We start from the raw sequence: 26,000 nt of genomic DNA, 5'->3' as shown, positions 1-26,000 counted from the left end.
ACCCCATAAAACACTTCTAAACTGTAGAAAACCATATGGAGGGAATTCAGCCATTATCACCCCTTCTGAAGTGTTTGTATATCCTCTCTGCCACCGGGCGGTTCATACCCTTTACCGTGGCAAGTTCCTCCACACTGGCCTTCCCTATACCCTCAACACTCCCAAAGTGCTCCAGGAGGGCCCTCTTTCTTCTGGGACCAACACCCCTTATACTATCGAGTTCTGACTCAAGGGATTTTCTGTCCCTGATCCTCCGGTGATATTCAACTGCAAACCTGTGGGCCTCGTCACGTAGGTGTCTGAGAAGCTGAAGGGCGCCATCTGATACCTCAACTGGCTCTGAAAGCCCTGGGAGGTATATATCCTCCTCCCTCTTTGCTATGCCAACAAGAGGCACATCCACACCACATGACCTGAGGGCATCCAGTGCCGCTGAGAGCTGCCCCTTACCCCCATCGATAAGCACAAGGTCCGGTTTTTCAGTTTCAGGACTGGAGTACCTCCTCATGACGAGTTCCCGCATCATGGCATAGTCATCCGGTCCCCTGGTCCTTATACGGTAGCGGCGGTACATTCCGGGGGCTGGTTTACCATCCAGGAAGACGGCGACTGAACCGGTTGCGTGTTCACCACCAATATTGGATATGTCAAGGCCCTCAATCCGCCGGGGGATGGAGGGGAGCTTGAGTTCACCCTTGAGTTCAAGGAGCGCATCCTTCACCTTACCCTTCTGTTTGAGGATGACGGAGGCGTTCTTCCAGGCGATGTTCAGGAGCCTCCTGCCTGACCCCCCCTCTGGTGAATGTATCCTGACCTCACCACCCCTGAGCTCAGAGAGCCACTCTGCTATGACCTCATCCCCTATCGGGTACTGCACCAGGATCTCTGATGGTATATAACGGGGGATTGCATAGTACTGCTTGATGAAGGACTCGAGGATCTCCCTCCTATCTGCAGAGCCCCTCAGCATAAAGTCGTCCTTACCTGTGATCTTACCGTCACGGATCTGCAGAACCACAACGACGGAGTTATCCCCGCTGGTCTCCAGGGCCACTATGTCCTGGTCAATGGAGTCTGTGAAGGCCGCGTACTGCCTCTCCATAACCTCACGTATAGATTCAATCTGGTCCCGGATAACCGCGGCCCTCTCAAACTCCAGTTTTTCTGAGGCATCGTGCATCTCCACCTCAAGATCCTCAATAACCTCCCGGTATCGGCCTTGGAAGAAGAGGTCCACCCTTTCGATGATCTCAAGGTAGTCCTCCCTGCTTATCCTCCCATCGCAGGGTGCATGGCAGAGGTCTATCTGGCTGTTGAGGCAGGGCCCATCCATCCTTCTGCAGCTTCTGATCCTGAATAGGGACTTTATGAACTTCAGGGTCTTCCTCACAGACCCGGTATCGGTGAATGGCCCGTAGTACCTTGCACTGTCACCCCCGATGGTCCTTGTTATGATTACACGGGGGTATTCCTCATCTGTTATCTTTATGAATGGGTACCTCTTATCGTCCTTGAGGCGGACGTTGTAGGGGGGCCTGTACCTCTTTATTAGGTTGGATTCAAGGATGAGGGCCTCCTTTTCATTCTCTGTGAGGATGTACTCTATGCTGTCAAGGTGCCTCATCATGACCCTGAGGCGGGGGTTCTCATGTTCCCGGAAGTATGATGCGACCCTCTTCCTTATTGAGACCGATTTGCCAACGTAGAGGACCCTATCTTTTTCATCACGGAATATGTAAACACCTGTCCTGTCTGGAAGTTTCCCTGCATCCCTTACCCTTGTCAACCTATCATCCCTTTAAGATTCTAAAAGTGCAGCTGTATATCTGTCCCTTCTAACTGCAGAGGTATCCGTCGATGTATCATTCCTTTAACATTCTAAGACTGCAGATGTATACTTGATGTATCACTCTTCTAACTGCAAAGGTATATATAATGTGACCTGAAATATATTTTCACCATAAATCGAGTTTCTCATTTTAAGTGATTTGTGATGAAATTTAAACTGGTATCAGATTACAGACCCCTCGGGGATCAGCCAAAGGCGATACGGTCCCTCGTTGAGGGTATAAACTCAGGGATGAGGGAGCAGACCCTCCTGGGGGTCACAGGGTCAGGTAAGACCTTCACCATCGCCAATGTCATCGAGGAGGTCCAGAAACCAACACTGGTCATATCCCACAACAAGACACTGGCTGCGCAGCTCTACGAGGAGTTCAGGGACTTCTTCCCTGATAATGCAGTGGAGTACTTCGTGAGCTACTATGACTTCTACCAGCCAGAGGCCTACATACCACAGACAGACACCTACATAGACAAGGAGGCCTCAATAAACGATGAGATAGACAGGATGAGGCACTCAGCAACCCAGGCGCTCCTATCCAGGGATGACGTTATAGTGGTATCCAGTGTATCCTGCATCTACGGCATAGGGGCCCCCGCAGATTACGGTGAGTTCACCCTCCACCTTGAGGTTGGCTCCACCATCGGGAGGGAGGAGATCCTCTCAAGCCTTGTAAGCATGCAGTACGAGAGGAACGACGTGGAATTCGACAGGGGCCAGTTCAGGGTCCGCGGCGACACCATAGAGATAAACCCCATCCACGGAACACCCCCCATCAGGATAGAACTGTTCGGGGACGAGGTGGACTCCATATCAACTGTCCACAGGGTAACAGGTAAGAGGCTGCAGAAACTGGACCGCATAACGGTATTCCCTGCCAAGCACTTCGTGATCCCTGAGGACAGACTCCAGAGGGCCATAGAGTCGATAGAGGAGGAACTTGAGGATCGGCTAAGGGAACTTAGGGCCCAGAATAAACTCCTTGAGGCCCAGCGCCTGGAGCAGAGGACGAGATTCGACATGGAGATGCTAAGGGAGATGGGCTACTGCCAGGGCATAGAGAACTACTCAATGCACCTCAGCGGCAGGAGGTGGGGTGAGAAACCCAACACCCTCCTCGACTACTTCCCCGATGACTTCCTGACGGTTATAGATGAATCACACGTGACCGTCCCCCAGATAAGGGGCATGTACAACGGTGACCGGGCAAGGAAGGAGACACTCGTTGAGTACGGCTTCAGACTCCCCAGTGCAAAGGAGAACCGGCCGCTGCGCTTCGATGAATTCCAGGAGAGCATAAACCAGGTGATCTATGTCTCTGCAACCCCGGGTAAATATGAGCTTTCAAGGAGCCAGAACATCGTTGAACAGATCATAAGGCCCACTGGCCTCGTGGACCCTGAGGTCAGGATCCGGCCGGTTAAGGGACAGGTTGACGACCTCCTCTCTGAGATAAGAAGGAGGGTTGACCTTGGCCAGAGGGTTCTCGTAACCACCCTCACCAAGAGGATGGCAGAGGACCTCACCGACTATTATTCACGGGTTGGTGTGAGGGTGAGGTACCTCCACTCTGAGATAGACACCCTTGAGCGTATTGAGATCATAGACGACCTCAGACGTGGCGAATTCGACTGCCTGGTGGGTGTGAACCTCCTCAGGGAGGGGCTGGACCTACCGGAGGTTTCACTGGTGGCTATCCTCGACGCCGACAGGGAGGGCTTCCTCAGATCAGAGACCTCCCTCATACAGACAATCGGTAGGGCCGCCAGGAACGTCAACGGCCAGGTTCTGATATACGCCGACAGACTCACAGATGCGGTGAAAGCAGCGGTTGAGACCACCAACAGGCGAAGAAAGCTCCAGATGGAGTACAACCGCAGGCACGGTATAAAGCCAAGGAGCACAAGAAGGACCCTCAGGGAGAAGAAGGAGAAAGAGGAGATTAAGGCTGAGGAGATACCCCGGGATGAACTTGAGGTCATAATAAAGGACCTTGAGGCCGAGATGCGTGAGGCCGCAAGGAACCTGGAATTCGAGAGGGCCGCGAGGCTCAGGGACCAGATAATGTCCCTCAAGGGGTCCTCATCAAAATAAAACGAACTTTATATGAATAAGTGGAGATTCTGAGAGTTATGAGTGGAAAGATAATTATTAAGGGTGCAAGGGAACACAACCTCCAGAACATTGACCTTGAACTCCCAAGGGATAAATTCATAGTCATAACAGGTATAAGCGGGTCAGGGAAGTCCTCGCTGGCCTTTGACACCATATACGCTGAGGGCCAGCGGCGATACGTTGAGTCCCTCTCAGCCTATGCAAGGCAGTTCCTGGGGCAGATGAAGAAGCCCGAGGTGGACTACATAGAGGGCCTCTCCCCTGCAATATCCATAGACCAGAAGACCACAAGGGTCAACCCCCGTTCAACAGTGGGGACCATAACAGAGATCTACGACTACCTCCGGCTCCTATTTGCAAGGATAGGTAAACCCCACTGCTACCTCTGCGGAAGGGAGATAGAGCAGCAGACATCAACCCAGATAGTGGACCGTATAATGGAGGACGATGAGGGCACAAGGATCATAATACTGGCACCGGTGGTGAGGGACAGGAAGGGCGAGCACCAGAGGGTTTTTGAGAGACTAAGGGAACAGGGATTCGTAAGGGTCAGGGTTGATGGTGAAATAAGGGACCTTGACGAGGAATTCAACCTTGACAGAAACCGGAAACACTCGATCGATGTGGTGGTGGACCGCCTTGCTGTTAGAAAGGACACTGAATTCAGGAAGAGGCTCGCAGACTCCGTTGAAACCGCCCTGGAGATGGGCGAGGGTACACTCAGGGTCCTCTACCATGACACAGGCCAGGAGAGGGTCTACAGTGAACACTTCGCCTGCCCTGAATGCGGCATAAACTTTGAGGAGATAAGCCCAAGAATGTTCTCATTCAACAGCCCCCATGGAGCATGTCCAGAGTGCAATGGGCTTGGAAGCAAACTTGAGATAGACCCTGACCTCGTGGTACCCTACCCTGAGCGCTCCATAAATGAGGGGGCCATAGTCCCCTGGAGCAGGTCAGGTAAGAAGGACAACTACTACCACCAGATGCTGAGGGCTGTGGCAGAGCACTACGGCTTCAGCCTGGACACACCCTTCGGTGAACTGGACGAGGAACACAGGAGGGCAGTCCTCTACGGGACAGACGAGAAGATCCAGTTCGTATTTCAGCGTAAAAACAGAACCTACCGTGTTAACAGGCGCTTTGAGGGTGTTATACCCAGGATGGAAAGGATCTACATGGAGACCAAGTCCAACTACATGAGGACCTACATAGGTAAATTCATGAGCAACCATGCATGCCCGGTCTGTAAGGGGAGCAGGTTGAGACCGGAGAGCCTCTCGGTCACGGTGGGTGGAAAATCAATACATGATGTTGTTGAAATGTCAGTGAGCGAGGCCCACAGCTTCTTTGAGGGCCTTGAACTCACCGGGAGGGAGGAGTACATCGCAAGGGAGATTCTCAAGGAGATACGTGAGAGGCTACGGTTTCTGATTGACGTGGGTCTTGACTATCTGACACTTTCAAGGTCCTCAGGCACACTCTCAGGTGGCGAGGCCCAGAGGATAAGGCTTGCAACCCAGATTGGATCGGGCCTCGTGGGGGTCCTATACATCCTGGACGAGCCCAGCATAGGCCTCCACCAGCGGGATAACATGAGACTGATTGAGACACTCAAGAGGCTCAGGGACCTGGGGAACACCCTGATAGTGGTTGAACACGATGAGGAAACCATACTCTCGGCTGACCACGTTGTTGACATTGGACCCGGTGCCGGGGAACACGGTGGACACGTGGTTGCAGAGGGGACACCCCAGGAGATAATGGAGGACCTGGCATCCCTCACAGGGGCATATCTGTCGGGCCGGGAAACAATACCTGTACCCAAATTCAGGAGGGGCCATTCAGGGAAGTACCTGACGGTGAGGGGGGCCAGGGCCAACAACCTTAAGGATATCGATGTGAGAATCCCACTGGGTGTCTTCACCTGCGTCACCGGCGTATCAGGTTCAGGTAAGAGTACACTGGTCAACGAGATACTCTACAGGGGAGTCTATGAGAGGCTACACAATAAGCACATGAATGCAGGTGAGCATACCGACATCGAGGGCCTTGAGCACATCGACAAGGTTGTGATGATAGACCAGTCACCAATCGGGAGGACACCACGATCAAACCCCGCCACCTATACGGGGGTATTCACCCATATAAGGGAACTCTTTGCCCAGACCCCCGAGGCAAAGAAGAGGGGCTACAGGCCAGGCAGATTCAGTTTCAACGTTAAGGGGGGCCGCTGTGAGGCCTGCAGTGGTGATGGGATAATCAAGATAGAGATGCACTTCCTTGCAGATGTCTATGTCCCATGTGAGGTCTGCAAGGGTAGAAGGTACAATGAGGAGACCCTTGAGGTAAGATACAGGGGTAAGAACATCGCAGAGGTCCTTGATATGACCGTTGAGGAGGCTCTTGAGTTCTTTGAGAGCATACCCCAGGTGAGGAAGAAACTGCAGACACTCTATGACGTGGGCCTTGGCTACATAAAGCTGGGGCAGCCAGCCACCACACTCTCAGGTGGTGAGGCCCAGAGGGTCAAACTGGCGAAGGAACTTGGGAGGAAGAGCACAGGAAAGACGCTCTACATCCTTGATGAGCCAACCACCGGACTCCACTTCGATGACATCAAGAAACTCCTCAATGTCCTGGGAAGGCTTGTGGATGCAGGTAACACAGCTGTTGTGATAGAACACAACCTGGACGTTATAAAGTCTGCGGACCACATCATAGACCTTGGACCCGAGGGCGGTGACAGGGGGGGCCTTGTGGTTGCTGAGGGTACACCAGAGGAGGTTGCTAACTCAGGAACGCACACAGGACGGTTCCTCAGGGACGTCCTCAGCGGGGTGCAGAATGAGAGGGTCCCCGTGGGACAGGACACCGGAAAGTAGGCTGGTTTGACTGCTCTCAGTGAGCATTTTTCCGTTAAATTTTTTGCTTGGTCTTTTTTTAAACAACATAACGTCCGTATCTTCTTTATAGCAAGATAAAGGTGTTTCAATCTAATTATCATAAAATAAAAGTGTTTCAGCCAACTCCTTTAAAGGAAATTTTTTATATGATCATCCCCATAATTTTATGTGGTTATCATGAAATACCCTGAAGACCTTCTGATGATGACTGCAGCGGCGGTTATGATGTTATCCTTCAACTGGATGGATGGAATTTTCCTGATTTTACCTCTCATAGCAGTCCCAAAACTCTCAGGAAGGGTAATTAAATGGGCTCTTTTTGTTTTTGCAGTATTCACAGCTTTACTCATAATTCAGCCAATGACACGTGCAGTTGGATTAAACATATCAGATGAGCTCTTCAGGATAGTCCTCCTCATGCTCTTCACAGTGATGATCGCACTACTCATTGAGAGGATTGAGAAGGTTCGCTCTCTAAGAGAACTGAACCGTGAACTGGAAAAAAAGGCCGTAGAACTTGAGGATGCCAATAAGGAACTGGAGGCATTTGCCTATTCAGTATCACATGATCTCCGCGTCCCTTTAAGGGCCATCGACGGGTTTTCAAGGATACTAGTCGAGGACTATGAGGATAAACTTGATGAGGATGGTCGCAGGGTCATTGGAATAATCAGGGATAACACGAAGAAGATGGGGCAGCTCATCGATGACATCCTCCTCCTATCAAGGGCTGGAAGGCAGGAGATGAACCCTGTGACTCTGGACATGAGGGAACTTGCAGAGTCGACCTACCGGGAACTTGCCTCACAGGAGGAGGGAAGGGTCATAGAGTTTTCTGTGGATGACCTCCCCCCTGCAGTGGCAGACAGGGTCCTCATGGGGCAGGTGATGGGTAACCTCCTCTCAAACGCCATCAAATTCACAAGGGACAGGAACCCTGCAAGGATTGAGGTGGGATACATGGACGGAGGCAATGAACACATCTACTATGTCAGGGATAACGGGGCAGGCTTTGACATGAAGTATGTGGGGAAACTCTTTGGACTCTTCCAGAGACTCCACAGTCAGGAGGAATTTGAGGGAACCGGTGTGGGCCTCTCAATAGTCCAGAGGATAATAAAGAGGCACGGAGGAAGAGTCTGGGGTGAAGGTGAGGTTGATGCCGGTGCAACAATATACTTCACACTTCCAAAGGCGGTGGGATAATGACAGATGCAGATATACTCCTTGTTGAGGACAACTCGACAGACGCAGAACTAACGATAAGGGCACTGAAGAAAAACAACCTTGCAAACAAGCTCCACTGGGTCAAGGATGGTGCAGAGGCCCTTGACTACATCTTCGCAAGGGGATCCTACTCTGAGAGGGACCCTGATAACCTCCCGAAGCTCATACTCCTTGACCTCAGGATGCCCAAGGTTGATGGCCTTGAGGTTCTCCAGGAGATCAAGAGAAATGAAAATACATCCAGCATCCCGGTGGTGGTTCTGACTTCATCCAAGGAGGACCGGGATATAGTTGAGAGCTACAAGCTGGGGGTTAACAGCTACGTGAGCAAACCCATGGAATTCGATGAATTCATAAACGCGGTTTCAACCCTGGGATTCTACTGGATGATCATAAATCAGCCGCCTGAGTAGTTCGCATGCGAATATTCAGAGGATTTCCAATGTCAGAGAAGGTTAAGGTGCTGATCCTTGAGGATGTCCCCCTTGATGCTGAACTGGCCATAAGGGAACTCAAGAGATACGGTATAGAATTTGATCATCTAACAGTTGACAGTGAGGACTCCTTCAGAAGAGCTCTTGAGGAATTCAAGCCGGACATCATACTGGCTGACCATGCGCTCCCAAACTTTGATGGTGCATCAGCCCTGAGAATAGTGAGGAAGAGATACGATATCCCATTCATATTTGTGAGTGGGAAGATTGGGGAGGAATTTGCCGTTGAGATGCTGAAGGCAGGGGCAACAGATTACGTACTCAAAAATAACCTTTCAAAATTACCCCTCGCTTTCAGGAGGGCCCTTCAGGAGGCAGAGGAGGAAAGAAAGATTCGAGAGGCTCAGAGGGCCCTTGAAGAGAGTGAAAGAAAATACAGGGCCCTCTTTGAGAAATCGGGTAACCCCATATTTATATGTTCACTAGACGGGACAATACTTGATGTTAACCCTGCCGCTGCGGGATTCCTGAAATCATTTGCTGAGGATATAACCGGTAGAAACATCAGTGAATGGATCAGTGAGGAGGACTTCAGAAGGATCATGGGAGAGTGCGAGGGTGGCCATATTAAGTTCACAGTGGGTCTTCGGGGCCGCACCCTTGACGTATCTGTAACATCGGTTGAGGTGGATGATAAGAAACTTATATACCTGATGGGGAAGGATATCACAGCCCAGAAAAGAATTGAAAAGGAACTTAAAGCCAGCAAGGAAGAGTACAGGGTGATATTCGAGAATACGGGTACCCTCACAGTTATATGTGGCAGTGATATGGTGATAGAGCTTGTAAACAGTGCCTTTGAAAGGTTTTCTGGTTACAGCAAGGTGGAAATACAGGGATACATGAAGCTCACCGACTTTGTGGACCCCTCTGATGCCGGTCGTATAGAGGCCTACCACAGGTTAATGTCAGTTAACCCTGATGCTATACCGAAGAACTTTGAGGTCACACTCAGAAACAGGAGGGGTGAGGAGAGGAACTTCTTTGCAACGACTGTCACCATCCCTGGGAGCGGAAAGTGTCTCCTCTCCCTCATGGATATAACCCATAAGAAGTCGGTTGAGAAGCGCCTTCGAGAATCCCTCAGGGAGAAGGAGCTGCTCCTCAGGGAGATACACCACAGGGTCAAGAACAACCTCCAGATAATCTCAACCCTCCTGATGCTGCAGGCGTCCATCACGGGGGACCCCCGCTTGAGGGAACTCTACATGGACAGCCAGCACAGGATAGAAGCCATATCACTCATACATGAAAAGCTCTACGAGTCAAGGGACCTATCAAGGGTCAACCTCAGGGACTACATAAAGACACTTCTCAGTGACCTCCTTGACTCATACGGTGCAGATAGAAGTGAAATCGATGTGAGAATCCGCGTGGATGATGTTATGCTTAACATTGAAACAGCAATCCCCTGTGGCCTCATAATAAATGAACTTGTAACCAACAGTATAAAGTACGCATTCCCTGATGATGGAGGCGAGATTACCGTGGAGGTCCACAAGAATGGTGACCTTTACACCCTCATCGTTTCAGACAACGGTGTGGGATTGCCAGAGGCCCTTGACCTTGAGAATACCGGCACCCTGGGTCTAAGTATTGTGAAGAACCTTGTGGATCAGATAAATGGTGAACTCAAGATAGAGAGGCCCGCCAGGTTCACTGTAAAATTCCGTGAGGTTGAGTACAGTAAAAGGTTCTAGCTGACTTGTTGCTTTTAGACTGCTACAAGCGGCTTAAAGGCCTTATTTTCACATCAAATTTTAAATTTCAGTGATTCCAGAATAATTGAAGATCATCTGAATTAAAAAGACCTTGGGGAGATTTTATGGCAAGAATTCTTGTTGTTGAGGACGAGGCCATAGTGGCGATGGGTATAAGACACAAACTTGAGACAATGGGCCATGAGGTGGTGGATACCGTCTCAACAGGCAGGGACGCCATAAGGGCAAGTAAGATACATGAACCGGACCTTGTCCTCATGGATATAGTGCTCAAGGGTGAAATGGATGGGATAGAGGCCGCAAGGGAGATAAGGGACAGCTTCAACATCCCCATAATCTACCTCACAGCCTACGCCGATGAGGAGATGATGGCACGTGCGAAGATAACGGAGCCCTACGGGTACATTGTGAAGCCCTTCAAATCATCCGAACTCAACGCCAACATTGAGATGGCTATATACAGGCACAGGTCGGCCATGAGGGAAATGGAGCTAATGAGGAAAAGGATAATCTCCGACTTCTACAATTTCATCCTCAACGCAATGCCCTCACCAGACGCCGAGAGGGATGAGATCAGGGAATTATTATCAGGGATATTCAGGGATAGGATCATATCTGAACTTAAACCTGGATTTGAATCATATATGGAGGAATCCCCCTACGATGACCCCCTTGAGGCATACCTTGCATGGGTTGCAGATGTATTTGAGAACTTCACTATAAGGGTGGGCTTCCTTGAGGATGATGAAAATGTCTACGTTGAATTTGAGAACTGTCCATGGATTGATGATGCAGGGAAGAACCCTGGATTCTGCCTCAACTGTGAGGCCATTCTCAAGCTGAGCTGGGACTGGAGCGGACTTCCTGGTGATTTCAGGGCACTTGAACACATTGCAGATGGATCAGAGAGGTGCCTCTTCAGGTTCAGGGTTAAATAATCCTTTAAGTGGATTCGAAACCCCCTAACTCCAACAAAAATCTTCAAAGGTCAGCGTTAAATAATCCTTTAAGTGGTCTGGAATGAGGAGAACGGGCATTGCAAATCTACCCCTCCATAGGGGTCACCCACCTGCCTGGCTCATGAGGAGGATGGTCGAACTCTCAGGTGCCATAGCTGAGGTTATAATTGAGGAGTACGGGACCTCTGAGTTCATATCAAGAATCTCGGACCCCTTCTGGTTTCAGGCATTCTCCTGCACAATAGGATTTGACTGGCACTCATCAGGGACAACCACCACAACCTGTGGTGCCCTCAAAGCTGCACTTGACCCAGAGAGGCACGGTATACTGGTTGCAGGTGGTAAGGGAAGGGCGTCCCGCAGGACACCAGGTGAACTTGAGGCTGCAGGGAAACTTTTTGACCTGGATTCATCCCAACTCGTTTATTCCAGCAGGATATCTGCCAGGTGGATGGTAACTGTATACAGGATGGGTTCAGCCTCTACCAGCACACATTCCTTCTTGACGCCGATGGTGAGTGGGCTGTCTTACAGCAGGGACTCAACCCTGATGGAGGATATGCCAGGAGATACCACTGGCTTGGTTCAGGGGTTGAGGATTATGTTGACTCGCCCCACAGCGGGATATCATCAGATAGGACCATGGGGGAGGTCCTTGACATGACCTCACCCAAAAGCCAGGGCGCCCGTGATGTGAGTGTTGATATCGTCTGCGATGGCCCATCACACATCAGGAGTTACCTCACAGGACAGCGGACACTCTTCGACTTCAATGTGCTTGAGATGCCAGGACGCCATGAGGTTCTATCTGTTGACCTCACAGAGAAAGACATGGCTGTCCTTGAAAGGGCATATGAGATCCAGCCCGGGAACTATGAGGAACTGGTCATGATTGAAGGCTTTGGACCCAGAAAGATCAGGGCCCTTGCCCTTGTCGCTGACCTCATATACGGTGAGGAGGTGAGCTGGAGGGATCCTGTTAAGTACAGCTATGCACATGGTGGCAAGGACGGATACCCTTACCCCGTGGATAGGGATACATATGATAGCACAGTGGATTACCTCAGGGGTGCTCTTGAGGAGGCTAAAATCAACAGAAAGGATCGCTTAAGGGCGCTCGAGTCCCTTGAAAGATTTTTGAAGGTTTAGTTTTTTATTTCCGTCTTATCAGCTGCATGTTTTTTCCTTCAAAAAGAATTTGAGGGTGAGGTACCTGTGAGACACCTCCCACTTCCTCATGAATTTCTGGTTTCCTCAAAGCATCCCTAAGGAGCCTGGGGTCTCCTATGACCTGCTGGTTGTGGTCTCAACTGATGATGGGCTCTACATTGAGGGAACCTGGGACTTCATAGGAGGGATGTGGAATGCAGATTCCCAACCCACGGCCTGAAGGGATGCTGACCAATGATTATCCCTGCGCAAAGAACATCAAGGACTGTGTGGAGCACCTCCCGAGCTTTTCAGCCACACAGGTTCCTGGAAAGTGGAGTATTTGATGGTGTTGCAGAGACTCCAAATACATGATGATGAGATGAGGAGAAGGATTAAGAAGAGAAAATCCCTTTGAAGCTGTCTGGATGGTGGAATACTCCCTGAACGGCTGAGAAGGGCTACTGCGACGCGCCGGATGAGGTTATGAGAGTATAGTGAAGATAGTTCTCAATATTGAATATAAACTTAAGTAGAAAGTTTGTACACAGCTTCAATATTTCATTATCTGGAAGATAATGGGATTTTCATATTTTTGCCTTCCCCCATTTCTTTAATATAAAAGGTTTAATATATCAGGAAAAGCAATATATGATTATATGCCATCTGCCCTTATCGTTGAGGATGAGGCAGTAACCGCACTTGAACTTGTAAGGCTTCTTGAATCATGGGGATATGATGCGGTTTCTGTGAGTACCGGGGAGGAAGCCATTGAAACTGCCCTCAGGATGAAACCAGACATCATCCTCATGGACATAGTCCTCCAGTCAGAGGTTGATGGAGTAAGGGCCGCAAGCGCCATAAAAAGGGTTCTTGATATACCCGTGGTGTTCCTCACAGCATATTCAAGCCGGAAGATATTTGAGAGGGCATCCGAGGTTGAGCCGGACGCCTATCTCCTCAAGCCCTTCAATTCAAGGGAACTTGCATACGCCCTTGAACTCGCCCTGTACAAGAACAAGATGCAGAAACTCCTCGCCCATGCCAACAGAAGGTACCAGCAGATACTGGATACAACAGGTGAGGGAGTCTGTATATTCAGTGAAGATGGAATTATACAGTACTGTAATAAGAGGATGGCTGATTTCTTATCCTGCAGACGCGGGGATATAACAGGAGGAAGCATCTTTGATTTTGTCCACCCTGCAGACAGGAAAATAATGGAGCGTATCTTTGATTCCTGCCGTAAGGGTGTATCAGGGGAGCGTGAGATCCGCTTCAGGGCAGCTGATGGTAGCACGAAATGGATGATCCTCTCAGGCCACCCCATAACTGAGTCATCCCAGTTCAAGGGCGGCTTCTGCATGTTCAGGGATGTAACAGGGCATAAGATGGTTGAGAGGCGCCTTAGAAAGACAAACAGATGCCTGGAACTTCTAAGCAGAATTAACCTTAAGGCGGCGGTTTCAACCGATCCGTCTGAACTCATGGAAGGCATATGCAAACTCCTGGTTGATGAGGGATACTCCCATGCCTCATTCAGGACACCCGATGGTGTCACTGAAGGTGAGGGTCCAATGCCTGATGTCGATCTGAGGGAAGGCATCCAAAAAGGCAAAGGCGGATCAACTGCAGTCATAAAACTGGAGAACTGCAAAAACCCACTCTACCTTGTGGTTTCAGCGAGGAGGAAAATCGATGAGGCAGAGATGAAATTCCTTAGGGAAATTGCCTCAAGCACAACAGAAACCCTCAGGAGAATCACCTCAGAAAGTGAACTTGATTCCATCTCATCCAGATACCGTGAAATCTTCGAGAATGCAGGGGACGCCATATTCCTAATCAAGAATGAAAAAATAATCGATTGTAACAGAACCGCCCTGGAACTCTTCAGGGCCGAAAAGGATGGAATAAAGGGCAAACACCCATGGGAACTCTCACCTGAGTACCAGAAGGATGGAAAATCCTCAGAACTGGCCCATGCCATTATTGAAAGGGTAATGTCCGGTGAGAGGTGTGAATTCGACTGGCTCCACAGGAAAATCACAGGTGAGGTTTTCCCCACAAGGGTCACCGTCAGCAAGGTAGGAGACCTTGTGATGGCCATCGTCAGGGACATGACAGCCCTCCACAGAGCCCATAAAAAACTTAAAACTGAACACAGAAAATTTAGGGATCTCCTTGAGTCAATACCCGACTCCACATTTGCAATTGACACCGACGGAAGGGTTATGGCATGGAATCGGGAGATGGAAAAGCTCACAGGTATAAAAAAGGATGATATAATTGGCGATGGTGACAGGGCATACGCAATTCCATTTTACGGTAAAAGAACCCCTGGCCTTCTTGAATTCATTTTAAAACCCGGAGATGTCCCTGAAAGATACAGAAATATAAGAAGGGATGGGAATTCAATCTACGCTGAGGTCTATGTGGAGCACATGGGGAGGCACTTCCAGATCAAGGCATCCCCAATATACGATGAACATAGGAAGGTCATAGGCGCCGTGGAGATACTGCGGGATGTTACAGATTACATTGAGACCAAGAAGAAACTCGAGAAGTCAAGGGAAAGTTACAGGACAATATTTGAAAACAGGGCCACCCCAACTGCGGTTACAGACAGGGACTTCAATATTCTGAGGACAAACAGGATCTTCAGAGAGATCTTCGGCAGCTCAGAGGGGATCAATATGGCTGAGATCATCCATAAGGATGACCTTGAGAAATTCCATGGACTCCAGGACAGATGCAGGGTACTCCTAAGGATGAAGGCCGATGATAGGATTCTCCACATGATAGTCCACAGGGGTGATATTCCAGGTTCAGGTCAGGTTGTGCTGAGCTTCAATGATATAACAAAACTCAAACTGTCCCAGCACAAGTTGAGGGATGAACTCAGAGTCAGGATGGTTCTAAGTGAGATATATCCCCATGCGATTTCCGCTGAGAGCATAGAGGAATTCACAGAGTACATCCTCGATGCCGCATGCCAGGTTACAGATGCAGAGAAGGGTGCCATAAGGCTTAAAAATAGAAGGGAAATTCTGGTATCAAGTGACCTCAGTAATGAGGAAATTGAGGCAATTTCAGAGGATGGAATCTCATCTGCAGGGGACATCCTGCGTGTCAGTGCATCATCGGGGGATATGAAATCTGAGATAATCCTCATGGGCGGAAATTTCCATAAATCAGACCTGAGGGCGGTTAAACACCTATCACAGTATTACCTCCTGGCGGTGAGGCAGCTGGCCTACAGGAAGAGAATGGTGGAACATCAGAATCATCTGAGGCTCATAAATATCATACTTAAATCTGCTGAGACAGATGACCCAGATATCTTTATGGAACGGGTCCTTGATGCCATCATAAGGTGCCCTGAATTCAAATCAGCGGCAGCCTACATTGAACCTGACCTAAAAGTAGAAAGAGAAATAGACGCCCCTGAAGATCTTCCAGAGTCCCCTAAACTCAAATTGGATGGAAGTTCTGCTGAAATTCCCCTCATAGTTGATGGTGAAGTTAAAGGAATCCTTAAACTGGGTTTAGAGTCCGATGAAATCCGGGACAAAACAGAATTTCTTGAGATACTTGGAGCTGAAATCTCTGATGGAATTCAGAGGATAATGATGCACAGGCAGATCATCGAATCCCTCTATGAAAAGGAGGTGCTTCTGCGGGAGATACACCACCGGGTCAAGAACAACCTACAGATAGTTGCAAGTCTCCTCTCACTTCAGTCAGCCTACACAGATAACCCTGAAATTCTGGATATCCTCAGGGATAGCCAGCTGCGGGTGAAGACAATGGCGGTCGCCCATGAAAAGATATACCAGTCAAAGGCCATATCCAGCATAAACCTTGGGGAATACCTCAAAACACTTGCAGATGAGATGGTAACACTCCAGTCAAACGATAGAAGATTCATAGAACTCGAGTTTGAATATGATGATATCATGGTGGAGATGGAGAGATGCATACCCCTTGGCCTCATAACAAATGAGATAATCTCAAATTCGGTTAAACATGCGTTCACAGGGGATAGGGGTAAGATAGGTGTATCAATCAGAAAAACCGGTGATAACTGTGTCCTTGAGATATCTGACAATGGAAGGGGTCTTCCAGCGGACTTCAACATAGAGGAACTTAAATCTCTTGGAATGCAGCTTGTGACAAGCCTTGTAAGGCAGATCGATGGTGAACTTGAATACGGAAACCGTGATGGGGCCTGCTTCAGGATAACCTTCCCACTTATTGAGCGCGACTCATAAGCACTGCCTTTCAGATTACTGGCGCTTTTTTAACTGTTTCTTCCCATGCCTCTTAGTATCAGTGAGTCCTCCACCTTTGCGATGAATGACCTCATCCTGAGGACCTTATCGGGGCTTGTTGATACAGCATCGACACCCATCTCAACAAGTTCCCTCACCAGAACGTAATTTGTTGCAGCGTATCCAGCAGCATAAACCTCCACACCCCTTTCATGACACGCAACAACCACATCCTCAACCATTCCCAGGACTGCCGGGTGTGATAGATTGAAGATACCTGCAACACGGGTGCTCCTCCTGTCCGCTGCAAGGCTGCACATGGTGAGGTCACTGAGGCCAAGTGAGACAAAATCCACACCCTCATCCAGGAGTTCATCTATCTGGAGGGCCACAGATGGTGTTTCAATGGATGCACCCACCCTGAGGTCCCTGTGGGGTCTTATGCCTGATTCATCAAGGATTTCAACTGCACGGACATATTCAGGAATATCCCTTATGAAGGGAAACTTCAGCTCGAGGTTACTGTATCCAGAATCCAGGAGATTCCTCAATGCCTCAAATTCTGCTTTCAGGACCTCATTATCCTTGAGATCCCTTTTTATAGCCCTCATACCCAGGAAAGGGTTCCTTTCGTGGGGTTCAGCGGATCCACGGAGGTGTTTGAGTTCATCTGATGGAATGTCAAGTGTCCTGAAGCATACCGGTTTCGGGTGGAATGCTTCAAGTATCTCCTCAAGGCCACTTTCAAGGACCCCGGAGAGTTTACCTTCATTCAAAAGCAGGTATGGGTGCTTTCCTGTCTCTATGATCATATTCTCTATCCTTACAGAGCCAACACCATCGGCAAATTCAGCAACCCTCGCTGCGAGCCAGGGGAAATTCAGGTTCACCATGACCTTTGTGGCGGTCTCATGAACCCCAATTATGTCATTCCTGGACGCCCAGTCCATGACTCCCCTGTAGATATTCCCGGTTTTACCGTCCACTGTGACTATCATTCCGTCCCTGAGGACTCTGGTGGCGGTCTCTGTTCCGAGTACGCAGGGTATTCCAAGTTCCCTGAGTGTTATTGCGGCGTGACTCGTAAGTCCACCATAATCTGCTATAACGGCGGCAGCCCTTTTGATTTCAGGCAGCACATCTCTGGCTATCTTTTTGAAGACAGCCACCTCTCCCCATTCAAGGCTGCAAGCATCCTCCAGGTTCCTTATTATGCGCACTCTGCCGCTTTGCCTTCCGGCACCGGCACCCACACCCTTCAGGATCTGCATATAGTTCATATATGTTTAATCATGTTAAAATAGTATGCTCAATCTCCACAACAGTTGCCACTTAAACATTCCAGTAAATTAAAGGGAATTAATATTGGTAATTTAGGTAAAAAATTAGAGTTCAGTAGTCTATGTAGTCGAATCTGCTCTCAAGTATCATGACGAGGGCAAAGCCGATTATACCAATAGCTACGGATATTATGATGGAGGCTGTGTCCACTATTGCTATCTTCCTGTAGGGGAGCCTGAGGGTACCTATCATGAGACCCACAAGAAATGACATGGTAACGGCCTCATGGTTCCTCAGAAGGTAATCCAGAACCCTTGAGAAGCTCATTATACCGATAGCCGCCCCTGCAAGGAATGTGAATATTTCAACGATGGCCAGGCGGTTCAGGACACCCAGCATATACTCATACTGGTTCAACAGGAGAAGTAGAAATGCACCTGAAATTCCGGGGAGTATCATGGCACATATGGCCACGAATCCGGATATGAAGACAACAGGGAGTGTATGGTTTGCCTGTATCGGGTTGAGGCCCACGAATAGGTAGGCAAATATGAGGCCCAGGGCACCTGATGCAAGGTTTTTGAGTGAAAAACCATCTATCTTCTGGTAGACAACATATGCAGAGGCGAGTATGAGGCCTGAGAAGAATGCGTAGGTGAATGCCACGTAGGTGGTTATGAAGAAGAGTATAACCTTTGATAGTGTTAGCACAGCACAGGCTATACCCGCAAGGAGGGGTACGAAGAGCTCAAAATCGACCTCCTCCCTCAGGGACTTCCGGGCACCAGCAAGGTCGCCGGTGATGAGGGGTCTTATGAATCCAAACCTTATCTTACTTATCGCATGTACAAGTCTCTCATAGATACCTGTTATGAGTGCGATTGTCCCGCCCGAGACACCGGGCATAACATCCGCGCTTCCCATGAAAAGTCCCCGGAGGAATATTGCCAGGAAACCCCTGAGTCTGTCATAGTAGCCCATTTAAATCCTCCATGATAATGAATTGAAGAAGATATTTATAACCAGCCACCTTATAAATGTACCCTTCGATGCGATGGTGGAAAATTGGTGTGTTCTGATTACACTCATAAATGTACTCTACCAGACCTCCGAGGCATGTTTTCTCAGGGCATCCACTATCCTTTTCACCTTGCTCTCACCCAGCATTAGGCGACTCTCCATTATATGCTCCGGGACCTGGCATGGCTTCAGGATCCTGCAGTGCTCATCCTCCTCCATGATAGTGCAGGAGGCGCTGAGGAATGCAACCACAGCATTAACCCATGAGACATAGATATCCCTGGTTTCAAGGAATTCCTTGATGGCTGCGGCATTCCTTTTTGCCTGGATGGACGGTGATCTGACCTCCTCCTTTCTGAGTTCATCGTTAAGGAACCATCGGTCACCCTTCACGATGTAGTTCCCTGAATAGGACTTGGTCTCTATCACGTAGACTCCGGTTGGCCCCACGACCACGTGGTCCATGTGCCCGTCTGCCCCCGGGAGCTGGACGTTGTTCAGGATATGATACCCTTGGGGGAGGCGTCTGAGGCAGTTCGTTACTATGAGTTCATCTTCATATCCCTTCTTCCAGCCAATACCCCTTCTCGCACTGGCCCTGCCCAGTGGTACCGAGAGGGCCATGAAGATGATTCCCAGAAGAACTGGTGTGATGCCCCATGCCGTCCCTGTGACTGTAAGTAATATTCCCGCAGCGGCCATCAATGCCCCTGCAATGAGGATCAGGTGCCCGCCCCTCCAGGATCTCCAGTAGTTATCGGCCTTCCCCTGGTTTTGGGTTTTTCTGCTGGATTCAGGGACATCTTTGGTGATTTTGCGGTATTCATTGAAGTTTTTAACATAGAGGAGTGGTGAACCGCATTCATCACAAGTGTGGAATACCCAGAATTCCTCCTCGCTCTTGATCTGCCAGTAGTGGTTACAGTTTTCGCATATGAGGTAGGCCATGATATCACTTGAAAGAGATTTCCCTCTTCTACTTATAGGGGGAAGTGATTATATCCTTTTCCATGTGTGCTGTTTTGTGTGCTTATGACAATACCACCCCCACATGACATATACAATTTTGTCAATGTGGCAGCCAATACCTCTAGCATTAATGTGAAGTAATAACAGCCAATATGATATACAGCATGTGTATATCATGATATACATGGGGTGTATATAATTCTCCGAGGGTACCCCCCGGTCGGGGCTGATATCGATATACAGATATTGTAATACATCATCCGATATACGTGGTGTGTATATCTGGGGGTGTGGGGGTGATATACGTTGAAGGTATGCCTGTAGGGCCGTCCTGATATACATATACACGATATATATATCAGGGTTTTCTCCAGGAGACCTTCGCTGGGTTATATACAGGGTGTGTATATCATGATATACATGGGGTGTATATTAAAAAAATCAAATAGACTTATCATGTCTTTTTTGATCATCTAAAATTTCCAAGTTTTTCCAGAGGTAAGGTTCATATGATAATGCCTCAGATGGGTGCAGATTCAGTGCAAAATACAGGTATCTGTATCATATTGTATACGTAGCGATGAATCTGGAGGTTTTTCGGGGCATTTTATTTTTATCAGATAAGAAGATGAATCCGAAGTTCAGGTGGATTTCATTTCCATCTTATAACACCTTGATTTATCTTCGTTAAACGTCACTATTACGAAGTTATGTTAATGGCGGCAACCTATTCATCCCTCTCCCTGAAAACAATACTGAATTTCGTACCCCCATCTACATCCAGTGTCATCTTACCGTTCAGCTGTTCGGTGAGGAGACCCACAAGTTTAAGTCCAAGTGTACCGGTACTCGAGGGGTCAATATCCTCTGGAAGACCCACACCATCATCTGCCACCACCAGTTCTACTGAACCGTCGGCCTTTCTCATACCTATGGTTATGGTGCCTCTTCCATCAGGAAATGCATACTTGATGCTGTTGGTTACAAGTTCATTGATGATCAGCCCGAGAGGAATGGCGGTGTCCAGGTCAAGTTCCATGTCCTCAATTTCAATGTTTTTCCTGACACTTACCCCATGGGATATGATTATGTCCCCAACCAGTTTCTCCACGTATTCCCGGAAATTGACCCTCTCCAGTGACTCTGACTGGTAAAGGTGTTCATGTATCATGGCCATGGCCTTTATCCTGCCCTGACTCTCCCTGACTATTTTACGGAGTTCTTCATCCCCTATCCTTGAAAGCTGAAGGTTCAGGAGGCTTGATATTATCTGGAGGTTGTTCTTGACCCGGTGGTGTATCTCCCTGAGAAGCACCTCCTTCTCCCTGAGGGACCTGAGGATCTCCTCTTCAGCCTCCCTGATATCCGTGACATCAACGAGTGAAGCCACGATCATGGTGGTTCCGGGGATGGGATCCGCATTCATCCTTATGTACTTTATGTTCCCATGACGGTCACGGAACCTGAAGTTATGGACTCTAGGTACAAGTGCGGGGTCCTTCATCCATAGATGGTGATACTCTTCCATTCTCTTGAGATCCTCATCTGCTAAGAATTCCTTCCAGCTCATCTTACCCTCTATCTCCTCCCGGGAGTAGCCGCTGAGCCTCTCAAATTCCCTGTTAACCATCAGTATGGTGGTGTCCTCATCAACTATGGTTGTCGCAGAACCAGTATTCTCGAATATGCTCCTGTATAAGCGCTCATTCTCCTTAAGCTTCTCTTCGAGCTGTTTACGTTCTGTTAGATCCCTGTAAACAGCGACCACCTCTCCTGATGGGAGGCGATATACGAAGTTCTCCCTCCAGCCACTTATCCTATCATCACTGTAAAAGGCAAGGGGAAAGTGCTCTGCCCTTCCAGTCCTGTATACCCTCCTTAAGACCTCAAGGAGCCCGAAATCATCCACACCTGGAAAGACCTCAGTCACCCTCCTTCCCAGTATCTCCTCCCTCTTCACGTCCTCAGCAAGTTCAGCGGCACGGTTGAAATCCCTGATTACGAAGTCCTCACCATCATCAACCGCCTCATAGACGGCCACGCAGCTATCGATGTACTCGAAGAGTTTTCTGTAGCGCTCCTCCTCAAGGATGATCCTGTTCATGAGAAAATCAATGCAGCTTTTAAGGTCGTCATCAGCCACAGGCTTTTCAATACATCCATGCGGACAGGTTAATACAAGCCTCCCCTCCTCCTTAAAGTCTAGGAGGTACATGAGGGGGATTTCAGTATCTTCCAGATCCCATTTTCCCACCCTCTGGGGGGTTGTGTATATGAGGATCAGATCGGTTTCACTTTTCTTGGCATCTTTAAGACTTGTGGCCACATCCACACTGAAACCATGGCGCCTCAGTTTTTCCTCTAAGTCAGGAGCGCCATCTCCATCCTTCACAAGAAGAATCCTGAACATTCACCTCAGCCCTTGAGCAGTAATTTATTTTTCATCATCACCGAAAAGCTTTTTGGTCCTCATCTCCTCAGGGTTCGAGACGATACGCTGCAGGTCACCTCCGGGGATGCTCACCATGACGTCCCCCTATCACATGCACCTCCTTGAGCCCACATCCCCGAAACCATAGGTCACCTTAGCTGTGAGGTAGGGGACTGCTGCCATGAGCTGCATATGGGTCCTGAGTCGGCCCCAAGGCCATGTGAACCTGAGTCATAGGCGCTGGCATGGAGGACCTCCATTGCCTGCCTGGCATTGCAGATAATGAATATGACTTTGGGCTCAAGCCTGTATGTTCCTTTAGACCCCCATGGGCACAGGGAAAGCGCCGCTTCGCATGTTAGCTGGGAATTTGAATGGATCTCTCAGGCCAGTGTACCTAGCACCCCCCATGCACTCCTCCTCATCACTGGTCGCATAGAAGAACTCCCCGTTCATTGCCTTCACGAGTTTTTCACAGAACCTTGATTTACCATTCTCCCTTTCAATGTCTGCTGGCTCCCTGACGGACCATTTTATGGCCACAGGTTCATTTTTAAGTTTTTAAGAGTTCCTTAAGTTCCTCCTCAGTTCCTTAGTATCCAATAAACCGCTATTATCATTTATTTAATGTTTGAATTAATCGTTTCCTGGATACTGCGTTCTGAATAATTAGATGCGAGGTCCAGGTGTGACGACACAGTAGTTGAATAGGTAGTTGTCTTGGATCTTTCTAAAGTGAAGGCTTCTTCTAGTTTTTAGTGATTCCGATACTTATCATGCTAAATAAGCACTTTAACCGATAAGTTTCTTTTTCAGTTTTTCGAATTCTTCTTCTGTGAGTACTCCGCTTTCTACCAGTTCGCTGGCCTTTTTTATCTCATCCACAACGCTTATTGTGGGGGTGGAGGATGTTCCACTTTTTAATTTTTCTATTCTCTCTTTTATTTTAAGGGCGATTTTATATTGTTTTTCTCCATCAAATGTGACTGTATTCTCATCATTGGTTGAAGATACACCACCACCAGTTTTCTCGAACCCCCCAGGTACTGTAAACTGGATGTATCCAACGGTGAATCCTGGTTTTTTTATTTCGACACCTGTAATATCTTGCAAGTATATCGTTTTTGTCCCTTTGGTTAAACTTCCATAGAAAAGGATTGACTTAAGGCCCTCTCTTTTTATCTCGACACGGTTATCATAAAGTTCAACCTGTCCATTCCTACCATCTAAGAAAAAAAGAGGCTTGGTTGTTTGTTCGTATTCAGTTTCTAAAGGATCTACGCTGCTATCCTCAAAATCGGGATTTTTTGGAGGTAGAAGAAGTTCTTCTGCCCTATCTAGATACTCTCTTCTGAGATTGTATACTCTGAATTTGCCATTGTAGGTAAAGGTAAGCTGTGATAGTATCCTTCCAATTTTAACATCCTCCATATTACTTCTCAGAAAAACTTCCTTTTTTCCACTTTTTTCACCGGTTAGACTTCTCTTATGTACTATCACAGCATCCCTTGTTATTTCAATATCATCACCACCAGAGGGTGCTTCAAAGTATACCAGAAGGTTTTGAAGATCCTTTCCGCAGTTTGTACAAAATTTGACAGCTTCAGCATTTGTAAAATAACACTCTGGACATCTTTTTCCAGCCATTTGAATACCTCCACACTATGCATGTCATATTAATGTGATAAATCTATTAAAATCTTATTAAAAACTTCAAATATCAAGACTTAAAAGGGAAATATTGAATTTATGTGGCCATTATTTATCGTAGGTAGGATATTTATAAATCAATTGTCTCTTTTATCTGCTGAAAAACCCTTGAAATCATGGAATACATCAAATAGGGGGGGTCATGATAAAGTTTATAATTTTGGAGGTCACTATGAATTATAAACTGAATATTGAAGGGGAGGTGTAGATGGCTAATGGAAACTCTGAATCAAGCAATACACTTTATTGCATGGAATGCAGGGAGAAAATTCCGGATGGTTTTAAATTCTGCACCAGTTGTGGAGCCCCAGTTGTAAAAAATAGGGGTCTACACATTGAGGGGGAGCAGATTACATCACATGATAATATTAAGATCTGCCCCGAATGTGGCTATAATCTAACCCTTCAATCACGTTTCTGCACAAACTGCGGGAACAGGATCAGTACCCTGAGGGTAGCCTCTAGTTGTCCCCATTGCGGCACAGATGCCAAAGCCGGGCAGCGGTTCTGCATTGAATGTGGTGAATCATTAGTTAAGGCGGGACCCACATCTGAGGATATAAGCAAAGCCCTGGCAATAAAAAAATCAGAAAAAGAGGAATGTGGCGAATCATTAGCTAAGGCAAACCCTACATCTGAGGATATAAGCAAAGCCCTGGCAATAAAAAAATCAAAATCAGAAAACAAAGAGGAATCTAATTATGAGAATAAACTCAAACATGAAGTCTATAAACTGGAATCCAGATTTTTTAATACCTTTGATGAGATTATTGATTCTGCAGACACTCTCCTCAAGGGAATAATTTCTAAAAGGAATTCCTTGAGGGAATATGAATGCGGTTATATCGTGTGCGATACGTGTAACAGGTACTACAAACTCAGACCATGGGATGATCCCCAGGAATTCTTAAAGAAATGTGAATGTGGTGGAAGCCTCATTTTCATGGAAGAACTAAGGTGATATAATGGCTGGTGAAATAAAAAAGCTTAACTTTCTCCATCCCAGTGAATATGAGCACCCACTGGACCGCCAGGCGCTCCAGGCCCTTGAGGGAACGCCTGGACTTGAAACATTAACGCGTAAGATATTCAAGCATGGTGTAGAAAGATATTATCGATTGCAGTACACTGGAAGCTACATAAAGGTCAATGAGAACCACTTTTCTGAAGTTCACGATATTCTTCTTGATGTCTGTAACACCCTTCACCTCAAAAAGATACCTGAACTTTATATAGAATGGAATTATAGGGTTAATGGACGTACCATAGGATCAGAAAACCCAATAATCATCTTAAACTCAGGTGCCATTGATTTACTCACAGAAGATGAACTGCGATATGTAATTGGTCATGAGGTCGGCCATATCAAAAGTGGCCATATGCTGTACCATATCATGGCAGAGATTATACCCATAGCGGGTGACATCATTGGCACGGCTACACTGGGAATAGGTGGACTCATAAGTACCGGCCTTGAACTGGCACTCCTCTACTGGAATAGAATGTCAGAATTCACCGCTGACAGGGCTGGTCTCCTGGCATGTCAGGATGAGGATGCTGCCATAAATGCCATGATTAAAATTGCAGGCGCACCTAAAAGTTTCTTCGACAAGATTGACAGAGATAAATTCATTGAACAGGCAAGGGAATTCAAGGGGTACGATTATGATAACCTTGATAAGGTAGGGAAAACCATCCTCATCATGGGATCAACACACCCCTGGACTGTTATGAGAGCATCGGAAATCCTTGATTGGGTTGAATCAGGGGCATACAATGAAATTATAGAAAAACACACTGGTTCACAATTAGAAATCGATTTAAAGTGTCATAAATGCGGAACACCCCTAACAGGTGATGAGAACTTCTGCGGGATCTGCGGATCAGAATTGTGGGGGAGGTAG

General features: G+C 47.9%; 16 protein-coding genes and 2 pseudogenes. 11 read left to right on the top strand and 7 right to left on the bottom strand.

What is annotated here, in order from left to right:
* Nucleotides 1-46: 46 nt before the first annotated feature.
* Nucleotides 47-1,786, bottom strand: a complete 1,740-nt coding sequence (uvrC, locus tag QFX30_RS00710) for an excinuclease ABC subunit UvrC (protein ID WP_300486820.1) — start codon at nt 1,784-1,786, stop codon at nt 47-49.
* A gap of 204 nt (nt 1,787-1,990) precedes the next feature.
* Between uvrC and uvrB the strand changes: the two genes are divergently transcribed.
* From uvrB to QFX30_RS00665, 9 genes and pseudogenes are all read left to right on the top strand, one after another.
* On the top strand, nt 1,991-3,937 hold the full coding sequence (gene uvrB, locus QFX30_RS00705; RefSeq protein WP_300486817.1) for an excinuclease ABC subunit UvrB: 1,947 nt from the start codon (nt 1,991-1,993) through the stop codon (nt 3,935-3,937).
* 38 nt (nt 3,938-3,975) lie between these two features.
* The gene (gene uvrA / locus QFX30_RS00700) at nt 3,976-6,843 is read left to right on the top strand and encodes an excinuclease ABC subunit UvrA (RefSeq protein ID WP_300486814.1); all 2,868 of its coding nucleotides are present in this window, start codon (nt 3,976-3,978) and stop codon (nt 6,841-6,843) included.
* 198 nt (nt 6,844-7,041) lie between these two features.
* Nucleotides 7,042-8,070, top strand: coding sequence for an ATP-binding protein (locus QFX30_RS00695; RefSeq protein WP_300487359.1), 1,029 nt, complete (start codon nt 7,042-7,044; stop codon nt 8,068-8,070).
* Complete coding sequence (locus QFX30_RS00690) at nt 8,070-8,504, top strand: response regulator (RefSeq protein WP_300486811.1); 435 nt, start codon at nt 8,070-8,072, stop codon at nt 8,502-8,504. The genes QFX30_RS00695 and QFX30_RS00690 overlap by 1 nt, the downstream gene beginning before the upstream one ends.
* A 29-nt stretch (nt 8,505-8,533) precedes the next feature.
* Nucleotides 8,534-10,285 (top strand): histidine kinase dimerization/phosphoacceptor domain -containing protein, encoded by a 1,752-nt coding sequence (locus tag QFX30_RS00685; protein WP_300486808.1) that lies wholly within the window; start codon nt 8,534-8,536, stop codon nt 10,283-10,285.
* A gap of 125 nt (nt 10,286-10,410) precedes the next feature.
* Nucleotides 10,411-11,244, top strand: coding sequence for a methanogen output domain 1-containing protein (locus QFX30_RS00680; protein ID WP_300486805.1), 834 nt, complete (start codon nt 10,411-10,413; stop codon nt 11,242-11,244).
* An 82-nt stretch (nt 11,245-11,326) separates the two neighbouring features.
* A pseudogene (locus QFX30_RS00675) lies at nt 11,327-12,414 on the top strand (DUF763 domain-containing protein).
* An 88-nt stretch (nt 12,415-12,502) separates the two neighbouring features.
* Nucleotides 12,503-12,655, top strand: coding sequence for a hypothetical protein (locus QFX30_RS00670; RefSeq protein WP_300486802.1), 153 nt, complete (start codon nt 12,503-12,505; stop codon nt 12,653-12,655).
* 418 nt (nt 12,656-13,073) lie between these two features.
* Nucleotides 13,074-16,685, top strand: a complete 3,612-nt coding sequence (locus QFX30_RS00665; protein WP_300486799.1) for a PAS domain S-box protein — start codon at nt 13,074-13,076, stop codon at nt 16,683-16,685.
* A gap of 29 nt (nt 16,686-16,714) precedes the next feature.
* Here the strand turns inward: QFX30_RS00665 and QFX30_RS00660 are convergent, their stop codons facing one another.
* From QFX30_RS00660 to QFX30_RS00635, 6 genes and pseudogenes are all read right to left on the bottom strand, one after another.
* Complete coding sequence (locus tag QFX30_RS00660; RefSeq protein ID WP_300486796.1) at nt 16,715-17,956, bottom strand: putative PEP-binding protein; 1,242 nt, start codon at nt 17,954-17,956, stop codon at nt 16,715-16,717.
* Between the two features lie 121 nt (nt 17,957-18,077).
* Nucleotides 18,078-18,890: a DUF368 domain-containing protein gene (locus QFX30_RS00655; protein WP_300487356.1), complete on the bottom strand. Its 813-nt coding sequence runs from the start codon at nt 18,888-18,890 to the stop codon at nt 18,078-18,080.
* Between the two features lie 174 nt (nt 18,891-19,064).
* Nucleotides 19,065-19,934 (bottom strand): nuclease-related domain-containing protein, encoded by an 870-nt coding sequence (locus QFX30_RS00650; RefSeq protein WP_300486794.1) that lies wholly within the window; start codon nt 19,932-19,934, stop codon nt 19,065-19,067.
* A gap of 748 nt (nt 19,935-20,682) precedes the next feature.
* Nucleotides 20,683-22,365, bottom strand: a complete 1,683-nt coding sequence (locus QFX30_RS00645; RefSeq protein WP_300486791.1) for a sensor histidine kinase — start codon at nt 22,363-22,365, stop codon at nt 20,683-20,685.
* Nucleotides 22,366-22,704: 339 nt separating this feature from the next.
* Nucleotides 22,705-22,935, bottom strand: a pseudogene (locus tag QFX30_RS09040) (DUF169 domain-containing protein); the annotation flags it as partial.
* Between the two features lie 243 nt (nt 22,936-23,178).
* A complete protein-coding gene (locus QFX30_RS00635) occupies nt 23,179-24,033 on the bottom strand; it encodes a DUF4429 domain-containing protein (RefSeq protein WP_300486788.1) in 855 nt (284 codons plus the stop codon).
* Nucleotides 24,034-24,304: 271 nt separating this feature from the next.
* Here QFX30_RS00635 and QFX30_RS00630 point away from each other — a divergent pair, with 271 nt between their 5' ends.
* Nucleotides 24,305-25,057, top strand: a complete 753-nt coding sequence (locus tag QFX30_RS00630) for a zinc ribbon domain-containing protein (protein WP_300486785.1) — start codon at nt 24,305-24,307, stop codon at nt 25,055-25,057.
* A gap of 4 nt (nt 25,058-25,061) precedes the next feature.
* Nucleotides 25,062-26,000 carry a M48 family metallopeptidase gene (locus QFX30_RS00625; RefSeq protein WP_300486783.1) on the top strand — a complete coding sequence of 313 codons (939 nt, stop codon included), beginning with the start codon at nt 25,062-25,064 and terminating at the stop codon, nt 25,998-26,000.

The sequence above is a fragment of the Methanothermobacter sp. genome, assembly GCF_030055435.1.
Classification (GTDB): Archaea; Methanobacteriota; Methanobacteria; order Methanobacteriales; family Methanothermobacteraceae; genus Methanothermobacter.
The sequence above is the reverse complement of the archived record's forward strand: the minus strand, read 5'-3'. Positions and strand labels throughout refer to the sequence as shown.

Coding starts and splice junctions, on each gene's coding strand:
- uvrA (WP_300486814.1), top strand. CDS start 3,976: ATGAGTGGAAAGATAATTATTAAGGGTGCAAGGGAACACAACCTCCAG.
- QFX30_RS00695 (WP_300487359.1), top strand. CDS start 7,042: ATGAAATACCCTGAAGACCTTCTGATGATGACTGCAGCGGCGGTTATG.
- QFX30_RS00690 (WP_300486811.1), top strand. CDS start 8,070: ATGACAGATGCAGATATACTCCTTGTTGAGGACAACTCGACAGACGCA.
- QFX30_RS00685 (WP_300486808.1), top strand. CDS start 8,534: ATGTCAGAGAAGGTTAAGGTGCTGATCCTTGAGGATGTCCCCCTTGAT.
- QFX30_RS00680 (WP_300486805.1), top strand. CDS start 10,411: ATGGCAAGAATTCTTGTTGTTGAGGACGAGGCCATAGTGGCGATGGGT.
- QFX30_RS00670 (WP_300486802.1), top strand. CDS start 12,503: ATGAATTTCTGGTTTCCTCAAAGCATCCCTAAGGAGCCTGGGGTCTCC.
- QFX30_RS00665 (WP_300486799.1), top strand. CDS start 13,074: ATGCCATCTGCCCTTATCGTTGAGGATGAGGCAGTAACCGCACTTGAA.
- QFX30_RS00660 (WP_300486796.1), bottom strand. CDS start 17,956: ATGCAGATCCTGAAGGGTGTGGGTGCCGGTGCCGGAAGGCAAAGCGGC.
- QFX30_RS00655 (WP_300487356.1), bottom strand. CDS start 18,890: ATGGGAAGCGCGGATGTTATGCCCGGTGTCTCGGGCGGGACAATCGCA.
- QFX30_RS00650 (WP_300486794.1), bottom strand. CDS start 19,934: ATGGCCTACCTCATATGCGAAAACTGTAACCACTACTGGCAGATCAAG.
- QFX30_RS00645 (WP_300486791.1), bottom strand. CDS start 22,365: ATGTTCAGGATTCTTCTTGTGAAGGATGGAGATGGCGCTCCTGACTTA.
- QFX30_RS00635 (WP_300486788.1), bottom strand. CDS start 24,033: ATGGCTGGAAAAAGATGTCCAGAGTGTTATTTTACAAATGCTGAAGCT.
- QFX30_RS00630 (WP_300486785.1), top strand. CDS start 24,305: ATGGCTAATGGAAACTCTGAATCAAGCAATACACTTTATTGCATGGAA.
- QFX30_RS00625 (WP_300486783.1), top strand. CDS start 25,062: ATGGCTGGTGAAATAAAAAAGCTTAACTTTCTCCATCCCAGTGAATAT.